Here is a 23581-nt window from a genome sequence, read left to right as displayed (position 1 = left end):
GCCGGGGACGCCGTGGTGCCCTTGCCGCCCTTGCCGTCGGGTTTCTCTCCGTCGGTGGTGCAGCCGGCGGCCATCAGTCCGGCCACCAGTACGACACAGCAGGCACGCCACAGTCTTCGGTCCCCGTACGACACAGATCCCCCACGGTCACTCACGGTTTCCCCACGAACGGTGAGCAGATCGTACGGCCCGGCGCCGACAACTCGCGCCGTCTACAACATCATTGGGACGGATTCGTGGCGCTCTCGCGACGCGCGGCGTCGTAGCGGAGGCGGGCCGCCTCGACCTCCGGGACGCGGCGCTCGGTCCAGCGGGCCAGCGCCCGGACCTGGTCGGCGGCCTCCTCGCCGAGGGGGGTGAGGCTGTAGTCGACGCGGGGCGGGATGACGGGCTTGGCGTCGCGGTGGACGAAGCCGTCCCGCTCCAGGGTCTGGAGCGTCTGCGTCAGCATCTTCTCGCTGACCCCGCCCACCCTGCGGCGCAGTTCGCTGAAGCGGTACGAGCGCTCGCGCAGCGCGATGAGGATCAGGACGCCCCAGCGGCTGGTGACGTGCTCCAGGACGAGCCGCTGGGGGCACAGGGCGCCGTCGACGTCGGCCGGCAGGCTCCGGATCTCCGGCTCATCACTTACTCCCATGCCAGTACCTTACTCCAAAGTGGGTACTTTCGAAAGGTTAGCGCCGGACGTACGGTGAGTGCATCGCCCACCGCACCCCACCGCAGAAGGACCCGCCATGAGCATCGTCGTCACCGGAGCCACCGGCCGCCTCGGCCGTCTCGTCATCGACGCTCTCCTCGCCGACCCCTCCCTTGCCGCCGACTCCGTCGCCGCCGTCGTCCGCGACAAGGAGAAGGCCGCCGACCTCGCCGAGCGCGGCGTCGAACTCCGTATCGCCGACTACAGCCGGCCGGAGACCCTCGCCGGAGCCTTCGGAGCGGGCGACCGGGTGCTGCTGATCTCCGGCAGCGAGGTCGGACAGCGCGTCGCCCAGCACGCCGCCGTGATCGACGCGGCCAAGGCGGCGGGCGTGGCCCAGCTCGCGTACACCGGCGTCCTCGGCGGCGACGACGCCGACTTCGACCTGGCCGCCGAGCACAAGGCCACCGAGCGGCTGATCCGCGACTCCGGACTGCCGTTCACCTTCCTGCGCAACGGCTGGTACACCGAGAACTACACCGAGAACCTCGCCCCCGTCCTCGCCCACGGTGCCGTCGTCGCCAACGCAGGCGAGGGCCGGATCGCCTCCGCCGCCCGCGCCGACTACGCCGCCGCCGCGGCCGCCGTCCTCACCGGCCCCGCCGAGGAGCACCTGGGTCGGGTGTACGAGCTGAGCGGCGACACCGCCTGGTCCCTCGCCGAGTACGCGGCCGAGCTCTCCGCCCGTACCGGCCGCGAGATCACCTACCGCGACGTGCCCGCCGAGGAGCACCTCGCCATCCTCACCGGCGCGGGCGTCCCGGCCCCCTTCGCCGAGATCCTGGTCGACGTCGACCGGGCCGCCGAGCACGGCGCGCTCGCCCTGCGGACGGGCGACCTGGCCCGCCTGATCGGCCGCCCGACCACCCCGATCGCCGTGACGATCGCCGCGGCCCTGGAGGCCTCCTGACCACCACCCCACCCCGTCATGACCGTATAGCGGTACGGGCATGACAACCCGCCCCGTGCGGCGCTACCGTCGACAGGACAGCGCGGCACAGGGCGGGAGGTCCGGTGAAGACGGAGAACGAGGAAAGAGCAGGACTGCTCTACGGGATCGGCGCCTACGGCATGTGGGGGCTGGTCCCGCTCTTCTGGCCGCTCCTCAAGCCCGCCGGATCGGTCGAGATCCTCGCCCACCGGATGGCCTGGTCCCTGGTCTTCGTCGGCATCGCGCTCCTCGCGGTCCGCCGCTGGGGCTGGATCGGCGAACTCGTGCGCAGCCCGCGCAAGCTCGGCCTGATCACGGTCGCCGCCGCCGTGATCACCGTGAACTGGGCCCTCTACATCTGGTCCGTCAACACGGGCCACGTCGTCGAGGCCTCCCTCGGCTACTTCATCAACCCGCTCGTCACCATCGCCCTCGGCGTCCTGGTCCTCCAGGAGCGGCTGCGCCCCGCGCAGTGGGCGGCGGTCGGCATCGGCTTCGCCGCCGTCCTCGTCCTGGCGATCGGCTACGGGCAGCCGCCCTGGATCTCCCTGGTCCTCGCCTTCTCCTTCGCCGTGTACGGCCTGGTGAAGAAGAAGGTCAACCTCGGCGGCCTGGAGTCCCTCGCCGCGGAGACCGCGGTGCAGTTCCTGCCGGCCCTCGGCTACCTCGTCTGGCTCGGCACCCAGGGCACCCTCGCCTTCGGCTCCCACGGCGCGGGCCACACCGCCCTGCTCGCCGCCACCGGCATCGTCACCGCGGTGCCGCTGGTCTGCTTCGGGGCGGCCGCCATCCGCGTACCGCTCTCGACGCTCGGCCTCCTCCAGTACCTGGCGCCGACCCTCCAGTTCCTGCTCGGCGTCCTCTACTTCCACGAGGAGATGCCGCCGGAGCGCTGGGCGGGCTTCTCCCTCGTGTGGCTGGCGCTGACCCTCCTCACCTGGGACGCCCTGCGCGCGGCCCGCCGGAGCAGGGCGGCGATGGAGGCGGCGAGGGCGATCGCGGAATCGGCCGCCGCGGAGTCGGCGGGGGAGGCGGCCCCCGGGGATGCGGCCCCCGCTCCCGTCCGTCAGGCCCCGTAGGCCCGGCGGCGGCCGACGGGCCCACGGGCGGCCGGGCGGCGAACCGCCCGGCCGCCCGTAGGCCGCGTCGCACCGGCCGCCCGTGCGCCGCGTCGCCCCGCGCGGAGGCTCAGACCGTCACTCTGGTGGCGGGATCCGGCAGGTCCACGGCCTTCTCCACGGCCTTCTCCGCCGGGGCGCCCGGCCGGTCGCGCACCCCCGTCGCCGTGATCACCGCACCGAGCGCGACCATCACCAGCGGGACGACCAGAGCGGCCCGGAAGCCGTCGAGACCGCCGCCGGAGAGCCCGTACACCGCCGTCACCGCCGCGATGCCGACCGCCGAGCCGAACTGCGTCGCCGTGGTGAGGAGCCCGCTCGCGAGCCCCTGCTCCTCCTCCGCGATCCCCTCCGTACCGGCGATGGTCAGCGGACCGTACGCCAGGGCGAAGGCGAGTCCGCTCAGCAGCAGCGTCGGGAACATCGCCGCGTACGACCAGTCCGGGCCGACCGGCAGGAACAGCGCGTACGAGCCGACGGCGAGGACGAAGCCGCCGAGGATCACCTTCGCGTTGCCGAACCGGGCCACCAGGCGCGGGGTCAGTGTCGGGGCGAGGATCGCGTCGACACCCAGCACCAGGAGGGCGAGCGCCGTCTGGAGGGACGACCAGCCGCGCAGCTCCTGGAGGTAGAGCGTGGCCATGAACTGGAAGCCGAAGAAGGAGCCGACGAAGAGCAGGGCGCCCAGGTCGGCGCGGACCAGCGAGGCCCTGCGGAGGATCCCGAGCCGGACGAGCGGGGTGGCGGCGCGCCGCTCGACGGCGACAAAGGCCCCGGCGAGGAGGAGCCCGGCGGCGACCGCGGCGGCGGTGACCTGCCACCCCTGGAAGCCGTGCTCCAGGCGGACGACGCCGTACGCGAGGAGGAGCATGGCGCCGGCGGCGGTGAGCGCGCCGCCGAGGTCGAAGCCGCCCTTGGTGCGGGCGGGGCGGGACTCCTTCGGGACGAGCCGGAGGGCGGCCACCAGGATGGCGGCGGCCAGCAGGACCGGGGCGAAGAAGACCCAGCGCCAGCCGAGCTGGGTGAGCAGTCCGCCGATGACCAGCCCGAGGGAGAAGCCGCCGGCGGCGGTGCCGGCGAAGACCAGCAGGGCCTGGTTGCGCTGCGGGCCCTCCGCGTACGAGGTGGTGATGATCGACAGGGCCGCCGGGGTCATGAACGCGGCGGCGACGCCGGTCACGAAGCGGGCCACGATCAGGGTCCAGCCCTCCTCGGCGAGACCGCCGAGGCCGGAGAAGACCAGGAAGACGGCGAGCCAGCCGAGGAACATGCGGCGCCGCCCGAGGAGGTCGGCGGCGCGGCCGCCGAGCAGGGTGAAGCCGGCGTAGCCGAGGACGTAGGCGGACATGATCCAGGCGGCGGTGCCGGTGCCGAGACCGAGGTCGGCGCGGATGGTGGGAACGGCGACGGCCAGCATGGCGACGTCGATGCCTTCGAGGAAGATCGTCCCGCAGAGGACGAGGAGCAGACTCCAGGCACGGATGGACACGACTGCCTCCAGGGCAGGGATCAGGGACGCGGGAAGGGCTCAACAGGCGAAGGAATTAGGCCGGTTACCGACTCGGGGGTCGGTTCCCTCTTGTAACCACCTGCATCCTGCGGGAGCATCCGATGCCATGGAAGAAGGCACTTCGAAGTCACCGAGTCACTGCGAGGGAACCTACGGGCCCGACGGGGACGCGGACCCCTTCCAGTGGGACACCCGGGAGGACTGCGACGTACGGCAGATCCTCGACCGGGTGGCCGACAAGTGGTCCCTCCTCGTCATCGCCCTGCTCGACCGGCGGGTACTGCGCTTCACGGAGCTCAAGCGCGAGATCGACGGCGTCAGCCAGCGCATGCTCACCGTGACCCTGCGCCAGCTGGAGCGCGACGGCCTGGTGAAGCGCACGGTCCACCCGGTCGTGCCGCCTCGCGTCGAGTACGAACTGACCCCGCTGGGCGGCACGTTGCACACCACGATCCGCTCCCTCGTGACCTGGACCGAGCAACACCAGAACGAGATCGCGGCGGCGCGGGAGGAGTACGACGCACGGGAGGCGACGACGGCGTCCTGACGGACCTGGCCACGGGGTACGCGACGCGGGCGCGGGGGCGGGCGCGGACGCGGAACGCAGGCACACGGGGCAGGCGCGGGGCGCGGGCGCGGATAACCGGTGGCCAAGCTCCCCGGCCTCGCCCATCCTCAGGGCATGGAAGATACGACGCCGGCCACCGACGAGCCGAAGTACCGCATCCGCGCGCTCCACACCGACCGCACGGTCACCGTCTACCAGGCGTACCGGCCCGGGATCGGCCTGCCCGCCGCCCGCGAAGGGCGATTTCCGGCCGCCTGGAAACGGGACCGGATGACCTGGATCAAGCCCTCGTTCCTGTGGATGATGTACGGGATCGGCCTGCCCGCCGCCCGCGAAGGGCGATTTCCGGCCGCCTGGAAACGGGACCGGATGACCTGGATCAAGCCCTCGTTCCTGTGGATGATGTACCGCTCGGGCTGGGGCACCCTCGAAAGCCGCCCCCGCCCCTCCTACGATCATGCCCATGGCGACCTTCGTGCACCTCCCGGGTCGAGGCCGCAGAGGCCCGGGGCGACGCGACGGCACTGCGCGACGTGCTCCACCGGTACGGGATGCGGCGGCGCGGGCCGCTGGCCCGACTCGCGCCCCTCGCCCGGCACGCCGATCCCGCCGTACGGATCGCCCTCGTCGAGGCCGTGGCCCACTGGTCGACCCCCGGAGTCGACGCCCTGCTGAGCGAGTTGGAGCGCGACCCCGATCCCCGCGTACGGGAGGCCGTCGACGGCTGGTGTGTCCGGTGAGCGAACGGGCCTGACCGGTTTCCGCTCTTGACGCAGAGTCAACATCTCACTGAACATTCAGCACGCACAACAGAACATCTGAACAACCGATCACCCGAACAACTGGTTGCTCATACAACTGAACACGGCACACGCTTTCGCACGCGTACATGAACAACGCACAGCTCCAACGCCTCGTGGCACCCAAGCCCGAGGCGTCTCGCACGTTCCGTCCCATCCCCGTTCGGAATCCGGAGCCCCCACACGATGAACATCTCCGTGCCCAGACGTGTCACCAAGGCCACCGCAGTCGCCGCCGTCGCGGCGCTCGCGCTCGCCGGACTCACCGGAACCACCGCCTCGGCCAACCCGGCCGCGGCCGCCGCCGCCCCCGACATCCCGCTGGCCAACGTCAAGCAGCACTTGACGGACCTCCAGTCGATCGCCACCGCCAACGGCGGCAACCGCGCCCACGGCCGCACCGGCTACAAGGCGTCGATCGACTTCGTGAAGGCCAAGCTGGACGCCGCCGGATACACCACCACCGTCCAGCAGTTCACCTCGGGCGGATCCACCGGCTACAACCTGATAGCCGACTGGCCGGGCGGTGACCCGAACCAGGTCCTGATGGCCGGTTCGCACCTGGACTCCGTGACCTCGGGTCCTGGCATCAACGACAACGGCTCCGGCTCCGCGGCCGTCCTGGAGACCGCCCTCGCCGTCGCCCGCTCCGGCTACCAGCCCACCAAGCACCTGCGCTTCGGCTGGTGGGGCGCCGAGGAGCTCGGCCTCGTCGGCTCCAAGTACTACGTGTCGCAGCTGCCGACCACCGAGCGCTCCAAGCTCTCCGGCTACCTCAACTTCGACATGATCGGCTCGCCCAACCCGGGCTACTTCGTCTACGACGACGACCCGACCATAGAGACGACGTTCAAGAACTACTTCGCCGGCCTCGGCGTCCCGACGGAGATCGAGACGGAGGGCGACGGCCGCTCCGACCACGCCTCCTTCAAGAACGTCGGCGTCCCCGTCGGCGGCCTCTTCACGGGTGCCAGCCGCGTCAAGTCCAGTGCCCAGGTGCAGAAGTGGGGCGGTACGGCCACGGCCTTCGACCGCTGCTACCACTCGTCCTGCGACACGACGTCGAACATCAACGACACGGCCCTCGACCGCAACAGCGACGCGATCGCGCACGCGGTCTGGACGCTCTCCGGCGGTACGACCACGCCGCCCGGCAAGGTCTTCGAGAACACGGCCGACGTGTCCATCCCGGACAACGGCGCCGCGGTGACCTCCACGGTCGACGTCACGGGCATCACGGGCAACGCCCCCTCCGCCCTCAAGGTCGACGTCAACATCGTCCACACCTACCGCGGCGACCTCGTCGTCGACCTCGTCGCCCCGGACGGATCGGCCTACAGCCTCTCCAACCGCTCCGGCGGCAGCGCCGACAACATCGTCCAGACCTTCACCGTGAACGCCTCCTCCGAGGTCGCCAACGGAGCCTGGAAGCTCCGCGTCCAGGACAAGGCCTCGGCCGACACCGGCTACATCAACAGCTTCAAGCTCACCTTCCCGTAACCCCCCAGCGGTACGCGGCGGCGACGATCCCGCAGCGGTACGCGGCGGAGCAGCAGCCCCCGCCGCGTACCCGCGGAACAAGAACGCCCGGGCGGGTCGGTGAACATCGCCCCCGACCCGCCCGGGGTCCCAACTCAGGCCCCTCCGGTCCTACTTGCCGGCGTTGGCCGCGGCCACCAGCGCGTCCTTCGTCACCGCGCCGACGTAGACCTTGCCGTCGTCGGTGAGGAGCGCGTTCACGATCTTCGTCTTGAAGAGGGTGCCGGAGCCGAACGGACCGGTGACCTTGTCGCCGAGGGAGTCCAGGAGCCCCTGGAACTCCTTCGGCGCCTCGTCGTTCCCGGCCACCGGCACACCGCTGTCGATCTTCGCGATCGTCGTCCAGCCCTCGCCGATGACGTTCACCCCGCCCTTGTCGGAGCCGAGACCGGGGCCGAAGCCGCCGAACGCGTCCTCCAGGCCGCCCGGCAGCGCCCCGCCGAACGGGTCGCCCTTCTCGCCGGCCTCCTTCTCCGCCCCGCCCTCGGTCACCTTGGCGCCGGCCGGCGTCTTGAAGGTGAACTCGGAGGCGGCCGGCTTCGAGAAGTCGACCTTCGTGAAGCCCGCGTCGACGACGGGCTTGCCGCCCTCGACCGAGGCCAGGGTGAACTTCAGCGGGGTGCCGCTCGCCGCGTCCACCGCGATCTTGATCGACTCGACCGTCGAACCGGACTGCTTCGGCTTGATCACCAGCTGGTACGCGTCCCGGCCGGCCACCTTGGCCGTACCGTCGACGGTGATCGACGTGGTGTCGCCCGCGGCCTTGAGGACCTCGTCCGCGAGCTGCTTGGGCGTGCCGGGGAGCTCCTCGTCCTTCGGGCCGTCGTGGCCGTCCCGGGCGTCCGCGGGGGCCTTCTCGTGGAAGACCTCCTTCGAGGCGCTGTCGTAGGCCCAGACGTCGTCGCCGTTGTGGATCAGGCTGTACTCGTCGGAGCCGTCGAGCAGCGTCAGCCGCTGGCGGTCGGGGCCGTCCGCCGCCACCCGCAGGGTGTGGCTGCCGGAGACCAGCTGGGTCAGCCGCTCCGCGGGGTCGACCGACGCGCCGCCGCCGGCGCCGCCGCCCATGCCGCCGGCGAGGCCGCCGAGGCCGGACGTGAGGCCCTCCAGGGGCAGCCCCAGGTCGGTGGAGATGCGGAACGTGCCGGACAGCGTCTGGGTGTCCGAGGCGGCGATCTTCTCGATGAGCTGCTGGGCGGTGATCTCCGGCAGGTCGGGGTCTCCGGCCGCCGCGAGTGCCGGGACGAGGCCGATGGTCGCCGCGGCGACCCCCGCCACCGCGACCGGGACGATGTAGCGGCTCGCCTTACGGGTCTCTCCCATGGTCTCCCCTGCCTTCGTGCCCTCGCGGGCCCTCGTGGTCGATGTCTCCATCTCACCAGAAGGAAAGGGCCGAAACGTCAGCCCGGGGGATCAACCCGGCGTACTGCTTCGGGATGACCCGACCCTGAGAGGCCCCGCCGCGCGACGGACCACGACGACCCGCGGCGGCCCCGGACGCCCCGCGGCCTCCAGGACGGCCGCGGAGCCGGAGCCGTTGTCGTTGATGCCAGGACCCGAGGTCACGGAGTCCAGGTGCGAACCGGCCATCAGGACCTGGTTCGGGTCACCGCCCGGCCAGTCGGCTATCAGGTTGTAGCCGGTGGATCCGCCCGAGGTGAACTGCTGGACGGTGGTGGTGTATCCGGCGGCGTCCAGCTTGGCCTTCACGAAGTCCACGGCGTCGCACATCTCGGCGAGCGCCGCCTTGGCGTAGCCGTCCGGCAGGGGGGCCAGCATGGCGCGGGCCTCCTCCGCGTACCGCACGGTGTCCCGGCGGGCCTGCTCCAGGGCCGGGTGGGCGCGCAGCCGGCGCAGGACCTCGGCGTGCCGGGCGTCGTCCGTCAGGTCGCCGTCGACGAGCTCGACGAGCTCCAGGTCCTCGGGGCGTCCGTCGGCGGCGGCAGCTGCCCGCAGGCGCAGCACGGGGAGGGTGGGGATGCCCTCGCGGAGGTCGGTGCCGGGGGTCTTGCCGGACTCGTGGGAGTCGGAGGCGATGTCGAGGACGTCGTCGGCGAGCTGGAAGGCGACGCCGAGGCGCTCGCCGTACTGGGTGAGGATGTCGACGACGCTCTCGTCGGCACCGGCCATCATGGCGCCGAAGCGGCAGGAGACGGCGACGAGGGAGCCGGTCTTGCCGCCGAGGACGTCGAGGTAGTGGTCGACGGGGTCGCGGCCCTCCTGGGGACCCGCGGTCTCCAGGATCTGGCCGGTGACGAGCCTTTCGAACGCCTCGGACTGGATGCGTACGGCCTCGGGGCCGAGGTCCGCGAGCGTGTGCGAGGCGCGGGCGAAGAGGAAGTCGCCCGTGAGGACGGCGATGGAGTTGCCCCAGCGGGTGTTCGCGCTGTCGACGCCGCGCCGGACGTCGGCCTCGTCCATGACGTCGTCGTGGTAGAGCGTGGCCAGGTGGGTGAGTTCGACGACGACGGCGGAGGGCACGACACCGGGCGCGTAGGGGTCGCCGAACTGGGCGGCGAGCATCACGAGCAGGGGACGGAACCGCTTGCCGCCGGCCAGGACGAGGTGCTGGGCGGCCTCCGTGATGAAGGGGACCTCGCTCTTGGTGGCGTCGAGGAGGCCCGCCTCCACAGCCGCCAACCCGGTCTGGACATCGGCCTCGAGAGCCTGGTCCCGCACGCTAAGACCGAACGGCCCGACGACGGTCACGAGGGGGTCTCCTGTCTGCTGACGCCTGCTGATGTCGTTCACACGGATGGCCGGCGATCACGCTGACGATCACAGGGATTGTCGATGTGTCGCTCGATTCACTCAAGCCAGCGTATCCGGTCACCTTTCGATCACCGTGGGCGCCTTCCCGTCACCCCCGGTATGTTCGGGAACAGCTCATACGACCAGGAGTATGCCCTTTGTCCCGAACCACGATCGACACCGATCCGGACGGCGAGCAGCCGCCGCCGGAGGACGACCGCGCCTTCTTCGGGCAGCCGCGGGGTCTGCTGACCCTGTCCGGCCTTGAGGTCTGGGAGCGGTTCTCCTTCCTCGGCATGCAGGCGATCCTCGTCCTCTACTTCGCCGCGGCCGTCTCCGACGGCGGTCTCGGCATGGCGTCGGGGACCGCGGCCTCGGTCGCCGCGGCCTACGGCACTCTCGTCTACCTGGTCTCCGTGGCCGGCGGCTGGCTCGCGGACCGGATCCTCGGCTCGTACCGGGCCGTCCTGTGGGGCGGCATCCTGATCGCCTGCGGCCACTACGCGATGGCCGTGCCCACGGCCGCCATGACCTGGGTGGGCCTCGGCCTGATCAGCGCGGGTACCGGACTGCTCAAACCGAACGTGGCCACCATGGTCGGCAAGCTGTACCGAACGGACGACGACCGCCGGGACGCCGGTTTCGCGCTGTACTACATGGCGATCAACATCGGCGCCTTCGCGGGCCCGCTGATCACCGGCTGGCTCGCCGACCACCAGGGCTACCACTGGGGTTTCTCGGCCGCCGCGCTCGGCATGACGCTCGGCCTGATCCAGTACGTGGCGGGCCGCCGTCACCTGGCCGGGCGCAAGCACTCCGCCGAGTTCGCACTGGCCCCCGCGGCCATGCGCCGGGCGGTCAGGCTCATGATCGCCGGGGCCGTGGTCGTGGCCGCCGCCGCCACCGTCCTCGCCCTCACGGGCTGGCTGACCATGGACCGGTTCGTGGACGTCCTGACCGTGATCTCGGTGATCGCGCCGGTCGTCTACTTCTGGGTGATGTTCACGAGCCCCCGCGTCACCGCGGAGGAGCGCGGCCGCCTCAGGCCGTACGTCGTGCTGTTCCTGGCGTCGGTCGTCTTCAACTTCATCCTCTTCCAGGCGTACTCGACGATGATCCTGCTGGCCTCCACGAACGCCCGCACGACCATCCTCGGCTTCGACTTCCCGGCGAGCTGGTACGCCTCCGCCCTCGGGGCCTTCGAGGTGGCCCTGGCACCCGTGGTGGCCACCGTCTGGGCCCGGATGGGCCACCGGCAGCCGCACGCCTCCAACAAGATCGCCTTCGGTGTGATCCTCGGCGGTCTGTCGTTCCTCCTGATGGTCCTCCCGACCTCCGGGCACGCCGACGACACCTACCGGATGGCCGCCTGGTGGATCGTGGGCTCGTACCTGCTGCTGGGCCTCGGCGACGTCCTCCTGGAGACCTCCGGGATGTCCGCCACCAGCAAGCTCGCCCCGAAGGCCTTCTCCAGCCAGACCATGTCGCTCTGGTTCCTCTCCCTCGCCCTCGCCAACGGCATCCAGGCGCAGACCGTGAAGCTGTACGACGACGTCTCCAAGCCCGTCTACTTCGGCGTGAACGGCGCCGTGGCCGTGGTCGTGGGCCTCGTCGTGATCGCCATGGCGCCCTGGCTGCGCCGCACCATGCACCCCGTCCGCTGGTACGAGACCCGCCACGAGGACCTCCGCATCCCGCTGCCGGACGGAACCCTGCTCTACGCGCGCGTATGGCGGCCGCTCACCGACGAGCCCGTCCCGGCGCTCCTGGAGTACCTGCCGTACCGGCTCACCGACTGGACCGCGCCCCGGGACTGGCAGCGCCACCCCTGGTACGCGGGCCACGGCTACGCCTCCGTACGGGTCGACGTCCGCGGCCACGGCAACAGCGAGGGCCTGCCCGGCGACGAGTACGACCCGGTCGAGCTCGCCGACGGCGTGGCCGTGGTGAACTGGCTCGCCGAGCAGCCGTGGTGCACCGGCAAGGTCGGCATGTTCGGCATCTCGTGGGGCGGCTTCAACTCGCTCCAGATCGCCGCGCTCGCCCCCGAACCGCTCAAGGCGGTCGTCACCGTCTGCTCCACCGACGACCGCTACGACAACGACGTCCACTACATGGGCGGCTCCGTCCTCGCCGTCGACATGCACGCCTGGGCCGCCACCATGCTCGCCTTCGTCTGCCGGCCGCCCGACCCGCGGTACGTCGGCGAGGAGTGGCGCGCGATGTGGCTGAAGCGCCTGGAGGCCGTGGAACCGTTCCTGCACACCTGGCTCTCCCACCAGACCCGGGACGCGTACTGGCGGCACGGCAGCGTCTGCGAGGACTACGGCGCGATCCGGGCCGCCGTGCTCGCCGTCGGCGGCTGGCACGACCCGTACCGGGACACCGTCCTGCGGCTCGCCCACCACCTCCCCCAGGACCGGGTGCGCGGCATCATCGGCCCCTGGTCGCACCAGTACCCGGACCGGGGCCTGCCGCCCGGGCCCGCGATCGGCTTCCTCCAGGAGACCCTGCGCTGGTGGGACCACCACCTCAAGGACGCGGACAACGACGTGATGGCCGAGCCGCTGCTCCGCTCCTGGATCAGCGACTCGCACCTGCCGGCCACGGTGTACGAGGAGCTGCCGGGGCGCTGGGTCACCGACCCCGCCTGGCCCTCCCCGAACGTCACCCCCGTGACGTACGCCTTCCAGGGCGCGCCGGTCGTCGTCGACTCGCCGCAGCAGACCGGGCTCGACGCGGGCCGCTTCTTCCCCTTCGGGAACGACGCCGACCTGCCGCCCGACCAGCGCGAGGAGGACGCCCATTCGGCCTGCTTCGACTTCCCCGTCCCGGAGGACGGCGGGCCCGTCGAGATCCTCGGCCGGCCGTCGGTGAGCCTCGCCCTGCGCTCGGCCGCCCCGACCGGGCAGGTCATCGCCCGGCTCTGCGACATCGCCCCCGACGGCTCCTCCACGCTGGTCACCCGGGGGGTGCTGAACTTCTCCGCCCGCTACGGCCGCGACCGGGCCGTGGAGGCGCAGATCGGCGAGACGGAGAGCTTCGACTTCGAGCTGAACGGCATCGGCCACGCCTTCGCACCCGGCCACCGGGTGCGCCTCGCGGTCTCCTCGACGTACTGGCCGTGGATCTGGCCGCAGCCGGACGCGGCGGGCTTCACGCTCGACCCGGCGGGCTCCTCGCTGACCCTGCCGGTCCGCGCCGCCACCCGGGACCACGTGACGTGGGAGGAGCCGGAGCAGTCGGAGCCCCTCGGCGTGGTCTTCCCGCGCACCCTGGAGGAACCTCGCCCGGAGCGGATGGTGGTCAGGGACGTGGCGAAGGGCGAGTGGACCCTGGCGGTCGACCCGAAGTACGGCGGCACGCGCGTGTACCCGGACGGCCTGGAGTTCACCGAGGACGCGGTCGAGACGTACACGATCGACGAGACCGGGCCGCTGTCCGCCCGCACGAACTCGGAGTGGACGATCCGGCTGCACCGCCCGGAGCTGGGCTGGGACGTCACGGTCGACACCCGTTCGGAGATCACCTGCGACGCGGACGCGTTCTTCACGGTGAACGAGGTGGTGTGCAAGGAGGGCGGGGAGGTCGTCTTCCACCGGACGTGGGAGAAGACGATCCCCCGTACGGCGGGCTGACAGCACGCCGTACGGGGCACCGGGTGGAGCGGGTGCCGGTTACGCGTTCGTGCCGGCCTTGCGGCGGCGGGCGATCACCACCGCGCCGGCGCCGAGGGCGACGGTCGCGGCGGCCGCGAGACCGAGCCGGGTGAGGTTCTCGTTCGCACCGGTGGCGGCGAGGCTGCCGTCGACCGGGGTGTTCGAGGAACCGCCCTGCTGGGTGGTGTTGCCGTTGCCCCCGGTGGTGGGCGCCGGGGTGGGCGTCGCGGTGGTCTCCGACGGGGTGGGCTTCGGCTCGGGCTTCGGCTTGTCGGGCTTGGCCGCGAGGATGTCGAACTTGGTCTGGGCGAACTGCTCGTCGCCGCCGCAGTCACCGTCGAACTTGTCGTACGAGCCGAAGCTGAAGATCGTGCCCTCGCCCGCGGGGGCGTCGGCGGGGAGCGTGAGGCGGAGCTTCACGTCGTAGTGGCCGCCCTTGACGAGCTCGCCGACCTCGATGGAGTCGAACTTCTCGGTGAACGGGGTCCACTCAAGGTTGTCGGCGGAGGACCACTCGACGGGGATGACATGCTTGCTGAAGTCCGTGTCCTCGTCGATGACCTCGCCGGGCTCGGGGAGGCGCATAGCGGAGACGGCGACGTCGACGTCCTCGAGCGTCCGCTCGGCTTCGTTGGTCACGCGCAGCGAGAAGGATGCGCTCTGGCCGGCGGTGACCTTCTCCGGGCCGCTCAGCGTGACCTTGAGGGACTTGAGGTCCTCGACCTCGCACTCGCCGGAGCCCTCCTCGAACTCCTCCAGGGCCTTCTCGGCCTCGGCGAGGTCCGTACGGGCCAGCGTCAGGTCCGCGTCGAGGAGGGAGATCTTCTGGGTGAGGGCGAGGCGCGCGTCGGAGTAGGGCTTCGTGGCCTCCGCCGCCTTCGTGTTCCGGAGCTCCGCGGCGGCCTTGGTGGCGGTGGCCTCCTCGACGGCCGTCTTCGCGTCGGCGACGGCCTTCTCGGCCGCCTCCTTCTGCTCCGGCGTGGCGGCGGCGAGGGCCTCTTCGGCCTTGGCCAGCTTCTCGTCCGCGTCCTTCTTGGCGGCCTCGGCCGCCACGAGGGCCTTCGCCGCCTCGGAGGCCTCGGTCGCCAGGGCCTCGTCGAGCTTCATGTTCCTGAGCTCGGTCACGAGCGCCTTGCGCTGCTCCTCCAGCGCCTCGACCTTCTCCTCCGCCTCGTTGACGGCGGCGAGGAGCTTCTCGTACTCGTCGAAGTCGGGGTCTTCGTCGCCCGGGGTGGTCTTCTGCGTCGACGCGGGCGTCGGCTTCGTGTCGGCGAAGGCGGGCGCGGCCGAGAGGAACACGACCGGGGTGGTCACAGCGGCGGCCACGGCGGTCGCGAGGATGCGACGAATCTTCACAGTGCGGGACCTTTTTCCTGGTCAGGGAAGGATGAGAGAAAGCGGGGCGCGCGACTGCGGCAACCTCACGCGGCGCGTACCACCATGATCGTATGGCGGGGAACGGCCGTCCGGGAGGCCCCTTTTCGCAGCTCGGGACGGGCTGCGACGGGCCCTCGACACCGAACGGCCACAAAGGCGGACAGTTGCCCACGGAGGCCGCACTTTCTGTGTGATCCATGTCATCCACGCCGGTCGGCGCGACCCGTAACGTGTCCCCCACACACGTGGAAAGCGAGGCACGCACCGATGCCCGAGCACAGCCCGCTCGACCTGACCGAGGGCGACCCCTTCGGCCCGCACAACCTCCCGTACGGAGTCTTCTCCACCGCCGACGAGCCCGGCCGGCGCCGGCTCGGCGTCCGGATCGGCGGGCACGTGCTGGACGCGGGTGCCGCGGCGCACGCGCTCGGCTCCCCGTACGCGGCGCTCCTCGACCGGCCGAGCCTCAATCCCCTCCTCGCGGCCGGGCGGACCGCCTGGCGCGACGTCCGCCGGGCGCTCACCGCCTGGGTGACGGTGCCCGCGCACCGGGCGGACATCGAGCCGCTGCTGCACCCGCTGGACGCGGTGACGCTGCACCTGCCGTACGAGGTCGCGGACTACGTCGACTTCTACGCCAGTGAGCACCACGCGACGAACGTGGGCCGGATCTTCCGCCCCGACGGCGACGCGCTGACCCCCAACTGGAAGCACCTGCCGATCGGTTACCACGGCCGTGCGGGCACGGTCGTGGTGTCGGGCACCGACGTCGTACGCCCTTCGGGGCAGCGCAAGGCACCGGCGGACCCGGCCCCGGTCTTCGGGCCCTCGGTGAAGCTGGACATCGAGGCGGAGGTCGGCTTCCTCGTCGGCACCCCGTCGGAGCTGGGCCGGCCGGTCCCGCTCGCCGACTTCCGGGAGCACGTCTTCGGTCTGACGCTGCTCAACGACTGGTCGGCGCGGGACGTGCAGGCCTGGGAGTACGTGCCGCTGGGCCCGTTCCTGGGCAAGTCGTTCCAGACGTCGGTGGCGGCCTGGGTGACGCCCCTGGAGGCGCTGGACGCCGCCCGGACCGCCCCGCCCGCCCGTGACCTCCCGCTCCTCCCCTACCTGGACGACGCGGGCGAGGAGGAGCAGGGCGGCTTCGACGTGCGGATCACGGTGGAGATCAACGGCGAGGTGGTGGCCGAGCCGCCGTTCTCCACCATGTACTGGACGGCCGCGCAGCAGCTCGCCCACATGACGGTGAACGGCGCCTCGCTGCGCACGGGCGACCTGTACGGCTCGGGGACGGTGTCAGGGCCCGAGGTGAACCAGCGCGGTTCGCTGCTGGAGCTCACCTGGAACGGCCGGGACGCGATCGAACTCGCGGGCGGCAAGCGGACGTTCCTGGAGGACGGCGACGAGGTCGTGCTGACGGCCTGGGCGCCGGGCCCGGACGGCACCCGGGTGGGTCTGGGCGAGGTCCGGGGCCGGATCGTCCCCGCGGCCTGACCGGACCGGCTAGACGGCCCGCCAGAGCGCGGGCACGTWCGGCGGCTCCCAGCCGGCCTGGCCCGTGTGTGCCTGGAGGCACACATAGGCCGGGCCGCCGTACGTGACCCGGTCGCCGGCCCGGTAGGCGGTTCCCGCCGCCCAACTCCCCCCGGGAGGCTGGGTGGTCGCGGTGGCGGTCGGGCTCGGGCCGGGGTTCTGCGGCACGTTGAGGACGAAGTCGAAGGCCGCCTCCCTGGCCCCGCCGGCGTCCCGCACGGTCATCAGGAGCCGGGGGTCGAAGATGCTGTCGGTGTTGTTGCGGGGCTCGCCCGGGAAGTACAGCTGCGAGGTGAGCACCGGCCGCCCGGGGGCCTGCACCTTGACGTGGAGGTGCCGGGTGCGGCCGGGGTAGAGGCCGGGCACGATCGTGGTGAGCTTGAACGCGCCCTGTGCGTCGGTGAACTGGTGCCCGCGGAACCGGAATCCGCTGTTGTCGTAGGCGCCGTTGGTGTCGGCCTGCCAGAAGTCGAGCAGGGCGCCGGCTATGGGCCGGCAGGCGAGCCCGAAGACGTAGCCGCTGACGGTGAGCCGGACGCCGGCCGTGCCGGCCTCCAGCAGGCTGGTCCGCAGCGGCGAGTTGGGCTTGAAGTAGGGGCCCTCGGTCTGCGCGGGGGTGGGGTCGTCGCCGTCGTCGCACTCGGGGGTGAGCGCGGGCGCCGCCTCTCCCGCCGTGAGGGTGCGGGCGAGCGCCGGCACGCCCATGAGGACGGTGGGGGCGGCGATGCCGGCCGCCAGGGCGGCCCGCAGCACCGCCTTGCGGGTGACGTGCCCGGTGGAGGTCTCGTGATCCATGCCTGCCTGCTCCTCGCGTGGGGGCTGAGGGGGGTCGGCATCGAACCTAGGCCGGGCGGGACCCGGCTTCGATGGACGGATCACGGCGGTCGTGGTGTTTCCGTCCGGGCCGCCCGCGGCCGTCCCGCCCGGCCTCGTGGGTCCTGCGGAAGTCCCCGGGGCTGAGGCCCGTCTCGCGACGGAAGAAGCGGCAGAAGTAGGCGGGGTCGTCGAAGCCGACGCGCGCCGCGATCTGGCGTATCGACAGCTCCGTGCCGACGAGCAGCCGTTGGGCCTCCCGGGAGCGCGCCTCGCGGAGCAGGGCGCCGGGGGTGCGGCCGGTGGCGGCCCTGACGGCCTCGGCGAGGTAGCCCGGGCTGACGCCGATCAGCTCGGCGGTCTCCCGTACGGTCCGGCCCTCGGTCGCGGTACGGGCGAGCAGGCGGGCGAACTCCTCGGCGACGGCCGCGGCCCTGCCCGGCGGGGGCGCGGGCGTGCCGGGGCCGCGCAGCCTCGACGTACGGACCAGGAGGACGTGGAGCAGGGAGCGCAGGACGGTCGCGAAGCCGTCGGCGCCGTGCCGGTACTCCTCGACGAGTTCGGCCATGAGCCGGCCGGTACGCGCGTGCGTGGGCCCGTCGAGGGTGAGCCAGGGTTGTTCGCCGAGGCGGCGCAGGAGGTCGCGGTCGCCGGGGTGGTCGAGGAGGAAGTCCTCGGTGAAGAGGACGACGGTGCCGTCCAGGCCGCGGGCGTCCTCCCAGTGGTGCAGCTGCCCGGGCAGGATGAGTCCCAGGTGCGGCGGGTGGAGTTCCCAGCGGGCGAGGTCGACGACGTGGGTGCCGGTGCCGGCGGTGACGTGGACGATCTCGTAGAAGGTGTGCCGGTGCGGGAAGGCGGCCCGGGACATGGGGCCGACGGCGTCGAAGGACCCGGCGGCGAAGGGCACCCGGTCGGGGAGCCGGACCTCCAGGCGGTGCATGGGCGGGTCGCCGGCCCGGGGGGCGGTGCAGGGGGTCCCGGGTAAGACGGTCGTGCCGCTCATGGTGCGGCTCCCCTCTGTGTCCTCTACTGGTACAGACCAATACGGGCGTCCCCACGATGGCACGGACCCCGGCGGCCGGTCACCCCCGCACACGGCGAGGGGCCCGGCTCGCCCCCGAGCCGGGCCCCTCACGTCTGCGGCCGGAGCTACCGGACGAACACGCTCGCCTGGTTCGCCAGGTCCAGGAAGTACTGCGGCGCGAGGCCGAGCACCAGCGTGACCGCCACTCCGGCGGTGATCGTGACCGTCGTCAGGGCCGAGGGCACGGCGACCGTGGGGCCGTCCGCCTTCGGCTCGCTGAAGAACATGAGCACGATGACCCGGATGTAGAAGAACGCGGCGATCGCCGAGGAGATCACACCGACCACGACGAGCGCGCCCGCGCCGCCCTCCGCCGCCGCCTTGAAGACGGCGAACTTCCCGGAGAACCCGGAGGTCAGCGGGATGCCGGCGAAGGCGAGCAGGAAGACCGCGAAGACCGCCGCGACGAGCGGCGAACGACGCCCGAGACCCGCCCACTTGGAGAGGTGGGTGGCCTCGCCGCCGGCGTCCCTGACCAGGGTGACGACGGCGAACGCACCGATGGTCACGAAGGAGTAGGCGCCCAGGTAGAAGAGCACGGACGAGATGCCGCTCGGGGTGGCCGCGATGACACCCGCGAGCAGGAAGCCCGCGTGCGCGATCGACGAGTAGGCGAGGAGCCGCTTGATGTCGGTCTGGGTGATGGCGACGATCGCACCGCCCAGCATGGTGACGATGGCGACGCCCCACATGACCGGCCGCCAGTCCCAGGTGAGGCCCGGCAGCACCACGTACAGCAGCCGGAGCATCGCGCCGAACGCGGCGACCTTGGTCGCGGCCGCCATGAAGCCGGTGACCGGGGTCGGGGCGCCCTGGTAGACGTCCGGGGTCCACATGTGGAACGGCACGGCGCCGACCTTGAAGAGGAGCCCGGTGAGGACCATCGCGAAGCCGATGAGGAGCAGTGCGTCGTTGCCCATGGTGTCGGCGAGCGCCGGGTTCACGGTGGCGACCGAGCCGTCGACGACCTGGGCGATGGTGGCGTAGGAGACGGAGCCCGCGTAGCCGTAGAGCAGGGCGATCCCGAAGAGCAGGAAGGCCGAGGAGAACGCGCCGAGCAGGAAGTACTTGACGGCCGCCTCCTGCGACATCAGCCGCTTGCGGCGGGCGACGGCGCAGAGCAGGTACAGCGGGAGGGAGAAGACCTCCAGGGCGATGAACAGCGTCAGGAGGTCGTTGGCGGCCGGGAAGACCAGCATGCCGGCGATCGCGAAGAGGGCGAGCGGGAAGACCTCGGTGGTGGTGAACCCGGCCTTGACGGCCGCCTTCTCGTGGTCGCTGCCGGGGACGGCGGCGGCCTCGGCGGCGAAGGAGTCGACCTTGTGGCCGTGGTCGGCCGGGTCGAGCCTGCGCTCGGCGAAGGTGAAGATCGCGACGACCGAGGCGAGGAGGATGGTGCCCTGGAGGAAGAGGGCGGGCCCGTCGACGGCGATGGCGCCCATGGCCGCGATGTGGGCCTTGGTGGAGCCGTAACCGCCGGCCGCGAGGCCGACGATGGCGGCGAAGGAGGCGACGAGCGCCACCACGCTGAGGAAGAGCTGGCTGTGGTAGCGGCCCCGGCGGGGCACGAAGGCCTCGACGAGGACGCTGAGGACCGCGGCGCCGAGCACGATGAGTACGGGGGAGAGCTGGACGTACTCGATGTGGGGCGCCGGGATCTTCTCCAGCGGCTCGGCAGCGGTCGTCCACAGGCTGTGGACGGAGGGTGCGACGGCGGATGCAGTCACTTGGCCGCCTCCACTTCTGGCTGGGGGTCCTTCTGCTGTACGTCGGACATGGTGTGCTGCACGGCCGGGTTGACGACGTCCGTCAGCGGCTTCGGGAAGACCCCGAGGAAGATCAGGAGCGCGATCAGCGGCACGACGACCGCCAGCTCGCGCACCCGCAGGTCGGGCAGCTCCCGGACCTCCTCCTTCACCGGCCCGGTCATCGTCCGCTGGTAGAGGACGAGGGTGTAGAGCGCGGCGAGGACGATGCCGGTGGTGGCGATGACACCGGCCACCGGGTACCGGGCGTACGTGCCGACCAGGACGAGGAACTCGCTGACGAACGGGGCGAGTCCGGGCAGCGACAGGGTCGCGAGACCGCCGATGAGGAAGGTGCCGGCGAGCACCGGGGCGACCTTCTGGACACCGCCGTAGTCGGCGATGAGCCGGGAGCCGCGCCGGGAGATCAGGAAGCCGGCGACGAGCATCAGGGCGGCCGTCGAGATGCCGTGGTTGACCATGTAGAGCGTGGCACCGGACTGGCCCTGGGTGGTCATCGCGAAGATGCCCAGGATGATGAAGCCGAAGTGCGAGATCGACGCGTAGGCGACCAGGCGCTTGATGTCCCGCTGGCCGACGGCCAGCAGCGCCCCGTAGACGATGCTGATGAGGGCCAGGACGATGATCGCCGGGGTGGCCCACTTGCTCGCCTCGGGGAAGAGCCCGAGGCAGAAGCGGAGCATCGCGAAGGTGCCGACCTTGTCGACGACGGCGGTGATGAGGACGGCGACCGGGGCGGTGGCCTCTCCCATCGCGTTCGGCAGCCAGGTGTGCAGCGGCCAGAGCGGCGCCTTCACGGCGAAGGCGAAGAAGAAGCCGAGGAACAGCCAGCGCTCGGTGCTGGTCGCCATCTCCAGCGAGCCGTTGGCGCGGGCCTCGGCGATCTCGGTGAGCGAGAAGTTCCCCGCGACCACGTACAGCCCGATGACGGCCGCCAGCATGATGAGGCCGCCGACCAGGTTGTAGAGGAGGAACTTGACGGCGGCGTAGGAGCGCTGGGCCGCCGCGTTCTCGTCGGAGCCCGCGTGGGCGCGGTCGCCGAAGCCGCCGATGAGGAAGTACATCGGGATGAGCATGGCTTCGAACAGGATGTAGAAGAGGAAGACGTCGGTGGCCTCGAAGGAGAGGATCACCATCGCCTCGACCATGAGGATCAGGGCGAAGAAGCCCTGGGTCGGACGCCACCGCTTGGAGGAGGTCTCCAGGGGGTCGGCATCGTGCCAGCCGGCCAGGATCACGAAGGGGATGAGGAGCGCGGTCAGCGCGATGAGCGCGACCCCGATGCCGTCGACCCCCAGCTCGTAGCGGACGCCGAAGTCCTTGATCCAGGCGTACGACTCGGTGAGCTGGTACCGCTCACCGCCGGGCTCGAACCGTACGAAGACGAGGCCGGCGAGCACGAGCGTGGCGAGCGAGACGAGCAGCGCCAGCCACTTGGCGGCGGTGCGGCGGGCGGCGGGCACGGCGGCGGTCAGGATCGCACCGACCGCCGGAACCGCTGCCGTCACCGTAAGGAGCGGGAAGGACATGGGAGTTACACCGCCCTCATCAGCAGGGTCGCGGCGATCAGCACCGCCGTACCTCCGAACATGGAGACCGCGTACGAGCGGGCGTAGCCGTTCTGGAGCTTGCGCAGCCGGCCGGAGAGTCCGCCGACGGAGGCCGCGGTGCCGTTGACCACGCCGTCGACCAGGGTGTGGTCGACGTAGACGAGCGAGCGGGTCAGATGGGTGCCGCCGCGGACGAAGACGGCGTGGTTGAGGTCGTCCTGGAGCAGGTCGCGGCGGGCGGCCCGGGTGAGCAGGGAGCCGCGCGGGGCGACGACCGGGACGAGCTTGCGTCCGTACTGGACGTACGCGAGGCCGACGCCGATCACCATGACGGCCACGGTGGCGCTGGTGACGGCCGCGGCGCTGAGCGGCGAGTGGCCGTGCTCGTAGCCGGTGACCGGCTCCAGCCACTCGACGAACCCGGCGAACTCGAAGATCGCGCCCGCGGCGACGGAGCCGACGGCGAGCAGCACCATGGGGATGACCATGGACTTGGGCGACTCGTGCGGGTGCGGCGGGTTGCCGTTCTCGTCGTCCTGCCAGCGCTTCTCGCCGAAGAAGGTCATCAGCATCACGCGGGTCATGTAGTACGCGGTGATGGCGGCGCCGAGCAGGGTGACCGCGCCGAGGATCCAGCCCTCGGTGCCGCCCTTCGCGAAGGCCGCCTCGATGATCTTGTCCTTGGAGAAGAAGCCGGACAGGCCCGGGAAGCCGATGATCGCGAGGTAGCCCAGGCCGAAGGTGACGAAGGTGACCGGCATGTACTTCCGCAGGCCGCCGTACCTCCGCATGTCGACCTCGTCGTTCATGCCGTGCATGACCGAGCCGGCGCCGAGGAACAGCCCGGCCTTGAAGAAGCCGTGGGTCACCAGGTGCATGATCGCGAAGACGTAGCCGATGGGGCCGAGGCCGGCCGCCAGGATCATGTAGCCGATCTGCGACATCGTCGAGCCGGCGAGGGCCTTCTTGATGTCGTCCTTGGCGCAACCGACGATCGCACCGAACAGGAGCGTGACCGCGCCGACGATGGTGACGACGAGCTGGGCGTCGGGGGCGGCGTTGAAGATGTCGGCGGAGCGGACGATCAGATAGACACCGGCGGTCACCATGGTGGCCGCGTGGATGAGGGCCGAGACCGGGGTCGGGCCCTCCATCGCGTCCCCGAGCCAGGACTGCAACGGCACCTGGGCCGACTTGCCGCAGGCGGCGAGGAGCAGCATCAGGCCGATCGCGGTCAGCGTGCCCTGGCTCGCCTCCCCGGTCGATTCGAGGACCGGCCCGAAGGCGAAGGTGCCGAAGGTGGTGAACATGATCATGATGGCGACCGAGAGGCCGATGTCGCCGACCCGGTTGACCAGGAACGCCTTCTTCGCGGCGGTGGCCGCGCTCGGCTTGTGCTGCCAGAAGCCGATCAGGAGGTACGAGGCGAGGCCCACGCCCTCCCAGCCGAAGTACAGCAGCAGGTAGTTGTCGGCGAGGACGAGCAGGAGCATCGCCGCGACGAACAGGTTGAGGTAGCCGAAGAAGCGGCGGCGGCGCTCGTCGTGCTCCATGTACCCGATGGAGTAGACGTGGATGAGCGTGCCGACCCCGCTGATCAGCAGGACGAAGGTCATCGACAGCTGGTCGAGCTGGAAGGCCATGTCCGCCTGGAAGCCCTCGACCGGGATCCAGGTGAAGAGCCGCTGGTGCAGGGCCCGGTCGTCGGCGCTCCTGCCGAGCATGTCGGCGAAGAGCGCCAGGCCGACGGCGAAGGAGGCGGCCGCGAGGAGCGTGCCGATCCAGTGCCCGACCTTGTCGAGCCGCCGCCCGCCGCAGAGCAGGACGACTGCTCCCAGCAGGGGCGCCGCGATGAGCAGCGCAATCAGGTTGTCCACAGTTCCGGGCC

The 23581-nt window shown here is 71.4% G+C and carries 17 protein-coding genes and 2 pseudogenes; 8 read left to right on the top strand and 11 right to left on the bottom strand.

Translation table 11 applies throughout. The annotated features are described in order from the left end of the window. Positions 1-220: 220 nt before the first annotated feature. Positions 221-637: a winged helix-turn-helix transcriptional regulator gene (locus EAO70_RS28245; RefSeq protein WP_148005725.1), complete on the bottom strand. Its 417-nt coding sequence runs from the start codon at positions 635-637 to the stop codon at positions 221-223. A 97-nt stretch (positions 638-734) separates the two neighbouring features. Here EAO70_RS28245 and EAO70_RS28240 point away from each other — a divergent pair, with 97 nt between their 5' ends. Together EAO70_RS28240 and rarD are read left to right on the top strand one after the other, a co-directional pair. Further along, positions 735-1607, top strand: coding sequence for an SDR family oxidoreductase (locus EAO70_RS28240; protein WP_148005724.1), 873 nt, complete (start codon positions 735-737; stop codon positions 1605-1607). Between the two features lie 104 nt (positions 1608-1711). Further along, the gene (rarD, locus tag EAO70_RS28235) at positions 1712-2707 is read left to right on the top strand and encodes an EamA family transporter RarD (protein ID WP_148005723.1); all 996 of its coding nucleotides are present in this window, start codon (positions 1712-1714) and stop codon (positions 2705-2707) included. Positions 2708-2816: 109 nt separating this feature from the next. Here rarD and EAO70_RS28225 read toward each other — a convergent pair whose 3' ends face one another. After that, positions 2817-4235 (bottom strand): MFS transporter, encoded by a 1419-nt coding sequence (locus EAO70_RS28225; RefSeq protein ID WP_222723490.1) that lies wholly within the window; start codon positions 4233-4235, stop codon positions 2817-2819. A gap of 127 nt (positions 4236-4362) precedes the next feature. On the opposite strand from EAO70_RS28225, the gene EAO70_RS28220 reads away from it, so the two are divergent. From EAO70_RS28220 to EAO70_RS28210, 4 genes and pseudogenes are all read left to right on the top strand, one after another. Continuing rightward, positions 4363-4803: a winged helix-turn-helix transcriptional regulator gene (locus tag EAO70_RS28220; RefSeq protein WP_148005722.1), complete on the top strand. Its 441-nt coding sequence runs from the start codon at positions 4363-4365 to the stop codon at positions 4801-4803. Between the two features lie 135 nt (positions 4804-4938). After that, positions 4939-5262, top strand: a pseudogene (locus EAO70_RS28215) (DUF4291 family protein); the annotation flags it as partial. Between the two features lie 95 nt (positions 5263-5357). After that, the gene (locus EAO70_RS38190) at positions 5358-5564 is read left to right on the top strand and encodes a HEAT repeat domain-containing protein (RefSeq protein WP_187284145.1); all 207 of its coding nucleotides are present in this window, start codon (positions 5358-5360) and stop codon (positions 5562-5564) included. Between the two features lie 246 nt (positions 5565-5810). Beyond that, positions 5811-7124: a M28 family metallopeptidase gene (locus tag EAO70_RS28210; protein WP_148005721.1), complete on the top strand. Its 1314-nt coding sequence runs from the start codon at positions 5811-5813 to the stop codon at positions 7122-7124. Positions 7125-7274: 150 nt separating this feature from the next. On the opposite strand, the gene EAO70_RS28205 is transcribed toward EAO70_RS28210, so the two are convergent. The 3 genes and pseudogenes from EAO70_RS28205 to EAO70_RS28200 form a co-directional block, all read right to left on the bottom strand. Next, positions 7275-8483, bottom strand: a complete 1209-nt coding sequence (locus EAO70_RS28205) for a LolA family protein (RefSeq protein WP_148005720.1) — start codon at positions 8481-8483, stop codon at positions 7275-7277. Positions 8484-8573: 90 nt separating this feature from the next. Next, positions 8574-8891, bottom strand: coding sequence for a M28 family peptidase (locus EAO70_RS40090; RefSeq protein ID WP_315986265.1), 318 nt, complete (start codon positions 8889-8891; stop codon positions 8574-8576). Then, positions 8877-9869 (bottom strand): annotated as a pseudogene (locus EAO70_RS28200) (polyprenyl synthetase family protein); the annotation flags it as partial. The pseudogene EAO70_RS28200 and the gene EAO70_RS40090, both read right to left, overlap by 15 nt. 200 nt (positions 9870-10069) lie before the next feature. Here EAO70_RS28200 and EAO70_RS39615 point away from each other — a divergent pair. Further along, on the top strand, positions 10070-13549 hold the full coding sequence (locus EAO70_RS39615; RefSeq protein ID WP_148005719.1) for an oligopeptide:H+ symporter: 3480 nt from the start codon (positions 10070-10072) through the stop codon (positions 13547-13549). 39 nt (positions 13550-13588) lie between these two features. Here EAO70_RS39615 and EAO70_RS28190 read toward each other — a convergent pair whose 3' ends face one another. Then, positions 13589-14926 carry a hypothetical protein gene (locus EAO70_RS28190; protein ID WP_148005718.1) on the bottom strand — a complete coding sequence of 446 codons (1338 nt, stop codon included), beginning with the start codon at positions 14924-14926 and terminating at the stop codon, positions 13589-13591. Between the two features lie 288 nt (positions 14927-15214). On the opposite strand from EAO70_RS28190, the gene fahA reads away from it, so the two are divergent. Next, positions 15215-16441: a fumarylacetoacetase gene (gene fahA, locus EAO70_RS28185; RefSeq protein ID WP_148005717.1), complete on the top strand. Its 1227-nt coding sequence runs from the start codon at positions 15215-15217 to the stop codon at positions 16439-16441. A 9-nt stretch (positions 16442-16450) separates the two neighbouring features. Here the strand turns inward: fahA and EAO70_RS28180 are convergent, their stop codons facing one another. The 5 genes from EAO70_RS28180 to nuoL all read right to left on the bottom strand — a co-directional run bounded on the left by EAO70_RS28180 (position 16451) and on the right by nuoL (position 23570). Beyond that, a complete protein-coding gene (locus EAO70_RS28180; protein ID WP_148005716.1) occupies positions 16451-17275 on the bottom strand; it encodes a carbohydrate-binding protein in 825 nt (274 codons plus the stop codon). A 46-nt stretch (positions 17276-17321) separates the two neighbouring features. Then, complete coding sequence (locus EAO70_RS28175; protein WP_148005715.1) at positions 17322-18296, bottom strand: helix-turn-helix transcriptional regulator; 975 nt, start codon at positions 18294-18296, stop codon at positions 17322-17324. A gap of 146 nt (positions 18297-18442) precedes the next feature. After that, a complete protein-coding gene (gene nuoN / locus EAO70_RS28170; protein WP_148005714.1) occupies positions 18443-20104 on the bottom strand; it encodes an NADH-quinone oxidoreductase subunit NuoN in 1662 nt (553 codons plus the stop codon). Beyond that, positions 20101-21672, bottom strand: coding sequence for an NADH-quinone oxidoreductase subunit M (locus EAO70_RS28165; protein ID WP_148005713.1), 1572 nt, complete (start codon positions 21670-21672; stop codon positions 20101-20103). Before EAO70_RS28165 ends, nuoN begins: the two co-directional genes overlap by 4 nt. Positions 21673-21677: 5 nt before the next feature. Then, positions 21678-23570 carry an NADH-quinone oxidoreductase subunit L gene (gene nuoL, locus EAO70_RS28160; protein ID WP_148005712.1) on the bottom strand — a complete coding sequence of 631 codons (1893 nt, stop codon included), beginning with the start codon at positions 23568-23570 and terminating at the stop codon, positions 21678-21680. Positions 23571-23581 lie beyond the last annotated feature (11 nt).

The sequence above is a fragment of the Streptomyces sp. adm13(2018) genome (assembly GCF_008042145.1).
Classification (GTDB): Bacteria; Actinomycetota; Actinomycetes; order Streptomycetales; family Streptomycetaceae; genus Streptomyces.
The sequence above is the reverse complement of the archived record's forward strand: the minus strand, read 5'-3'. Positions and strand labels throughout refer to the sequence as shown.

Excerpts from the sequence above, each read along its gene's own strand:
- EAO70_RS28245 (WP_148005725.1), bottom strand. The coding sequence starts at position 637 with ATGGGAGTAAGTGATGAGCCGGAGATCCGGAGCCTGCCGGCCGACGTC.
- EAO70_RS28240 (WP_148005724.1), top strand. The coding sequence starts at position 735 with ATGAGCATCGTCGTCACCGGAGCCACCGGCCGCCTCGGCCGTCTCGTC.
- EAO70_RS28220 (WP_148005722.1), top strand. The coding sequence starts at position 4,363 with ATGGAAGAAGGCACTTCGAAGTCACCGAGTCACTGCGAGGGAACCTAC.
- EAO70_RS28210 (WP_148005721.1), top strand. The coding sequence starts at position 5,811 with ATGAACATCTCCGTGCCCAGACGTGTCACCAAGGCCACCGCAGTCGCC.
- EAO70_RS28205 (WP_148005720.1), bottom strand. The coding sequence starts at position 8,483 with ATGGGAGAGACCCGTAAGGCGAGCCGCTACATCGTCCCGGTCGCGGTG.
- EAO70_RS40090 (WP_315986265.1), bottom strand. The coding sequence starts at position 8,891 with ATGTGCGACGCCGTGGACTTCGTGAAGGCCAAGCTGGACGCCGCCGGA.
- fahA (WP_148005717.1), top strand. The coding sequence starts at position 15,215 with ATGCCCGAGCACAGCCCGCTCGACCTGACCGAGGGCGACCCCTTCGGC.
- EAO70_RS28175 (WP_148005715.1), bottom strand. The coding sequence starts at position 18,296 with ATGAGCGGCACGACCGTCTTACCCGGGACCCCCTGCACCGCCCCCCGG.
- EAO70_RS28165 (WP_148005713.1), bottom strand. The coding sequence starts at position 21,672 with ATGTCCTTCCCGCTCCTTACGGTGACGGCAGCGGTTCCGGCGGTCGGT.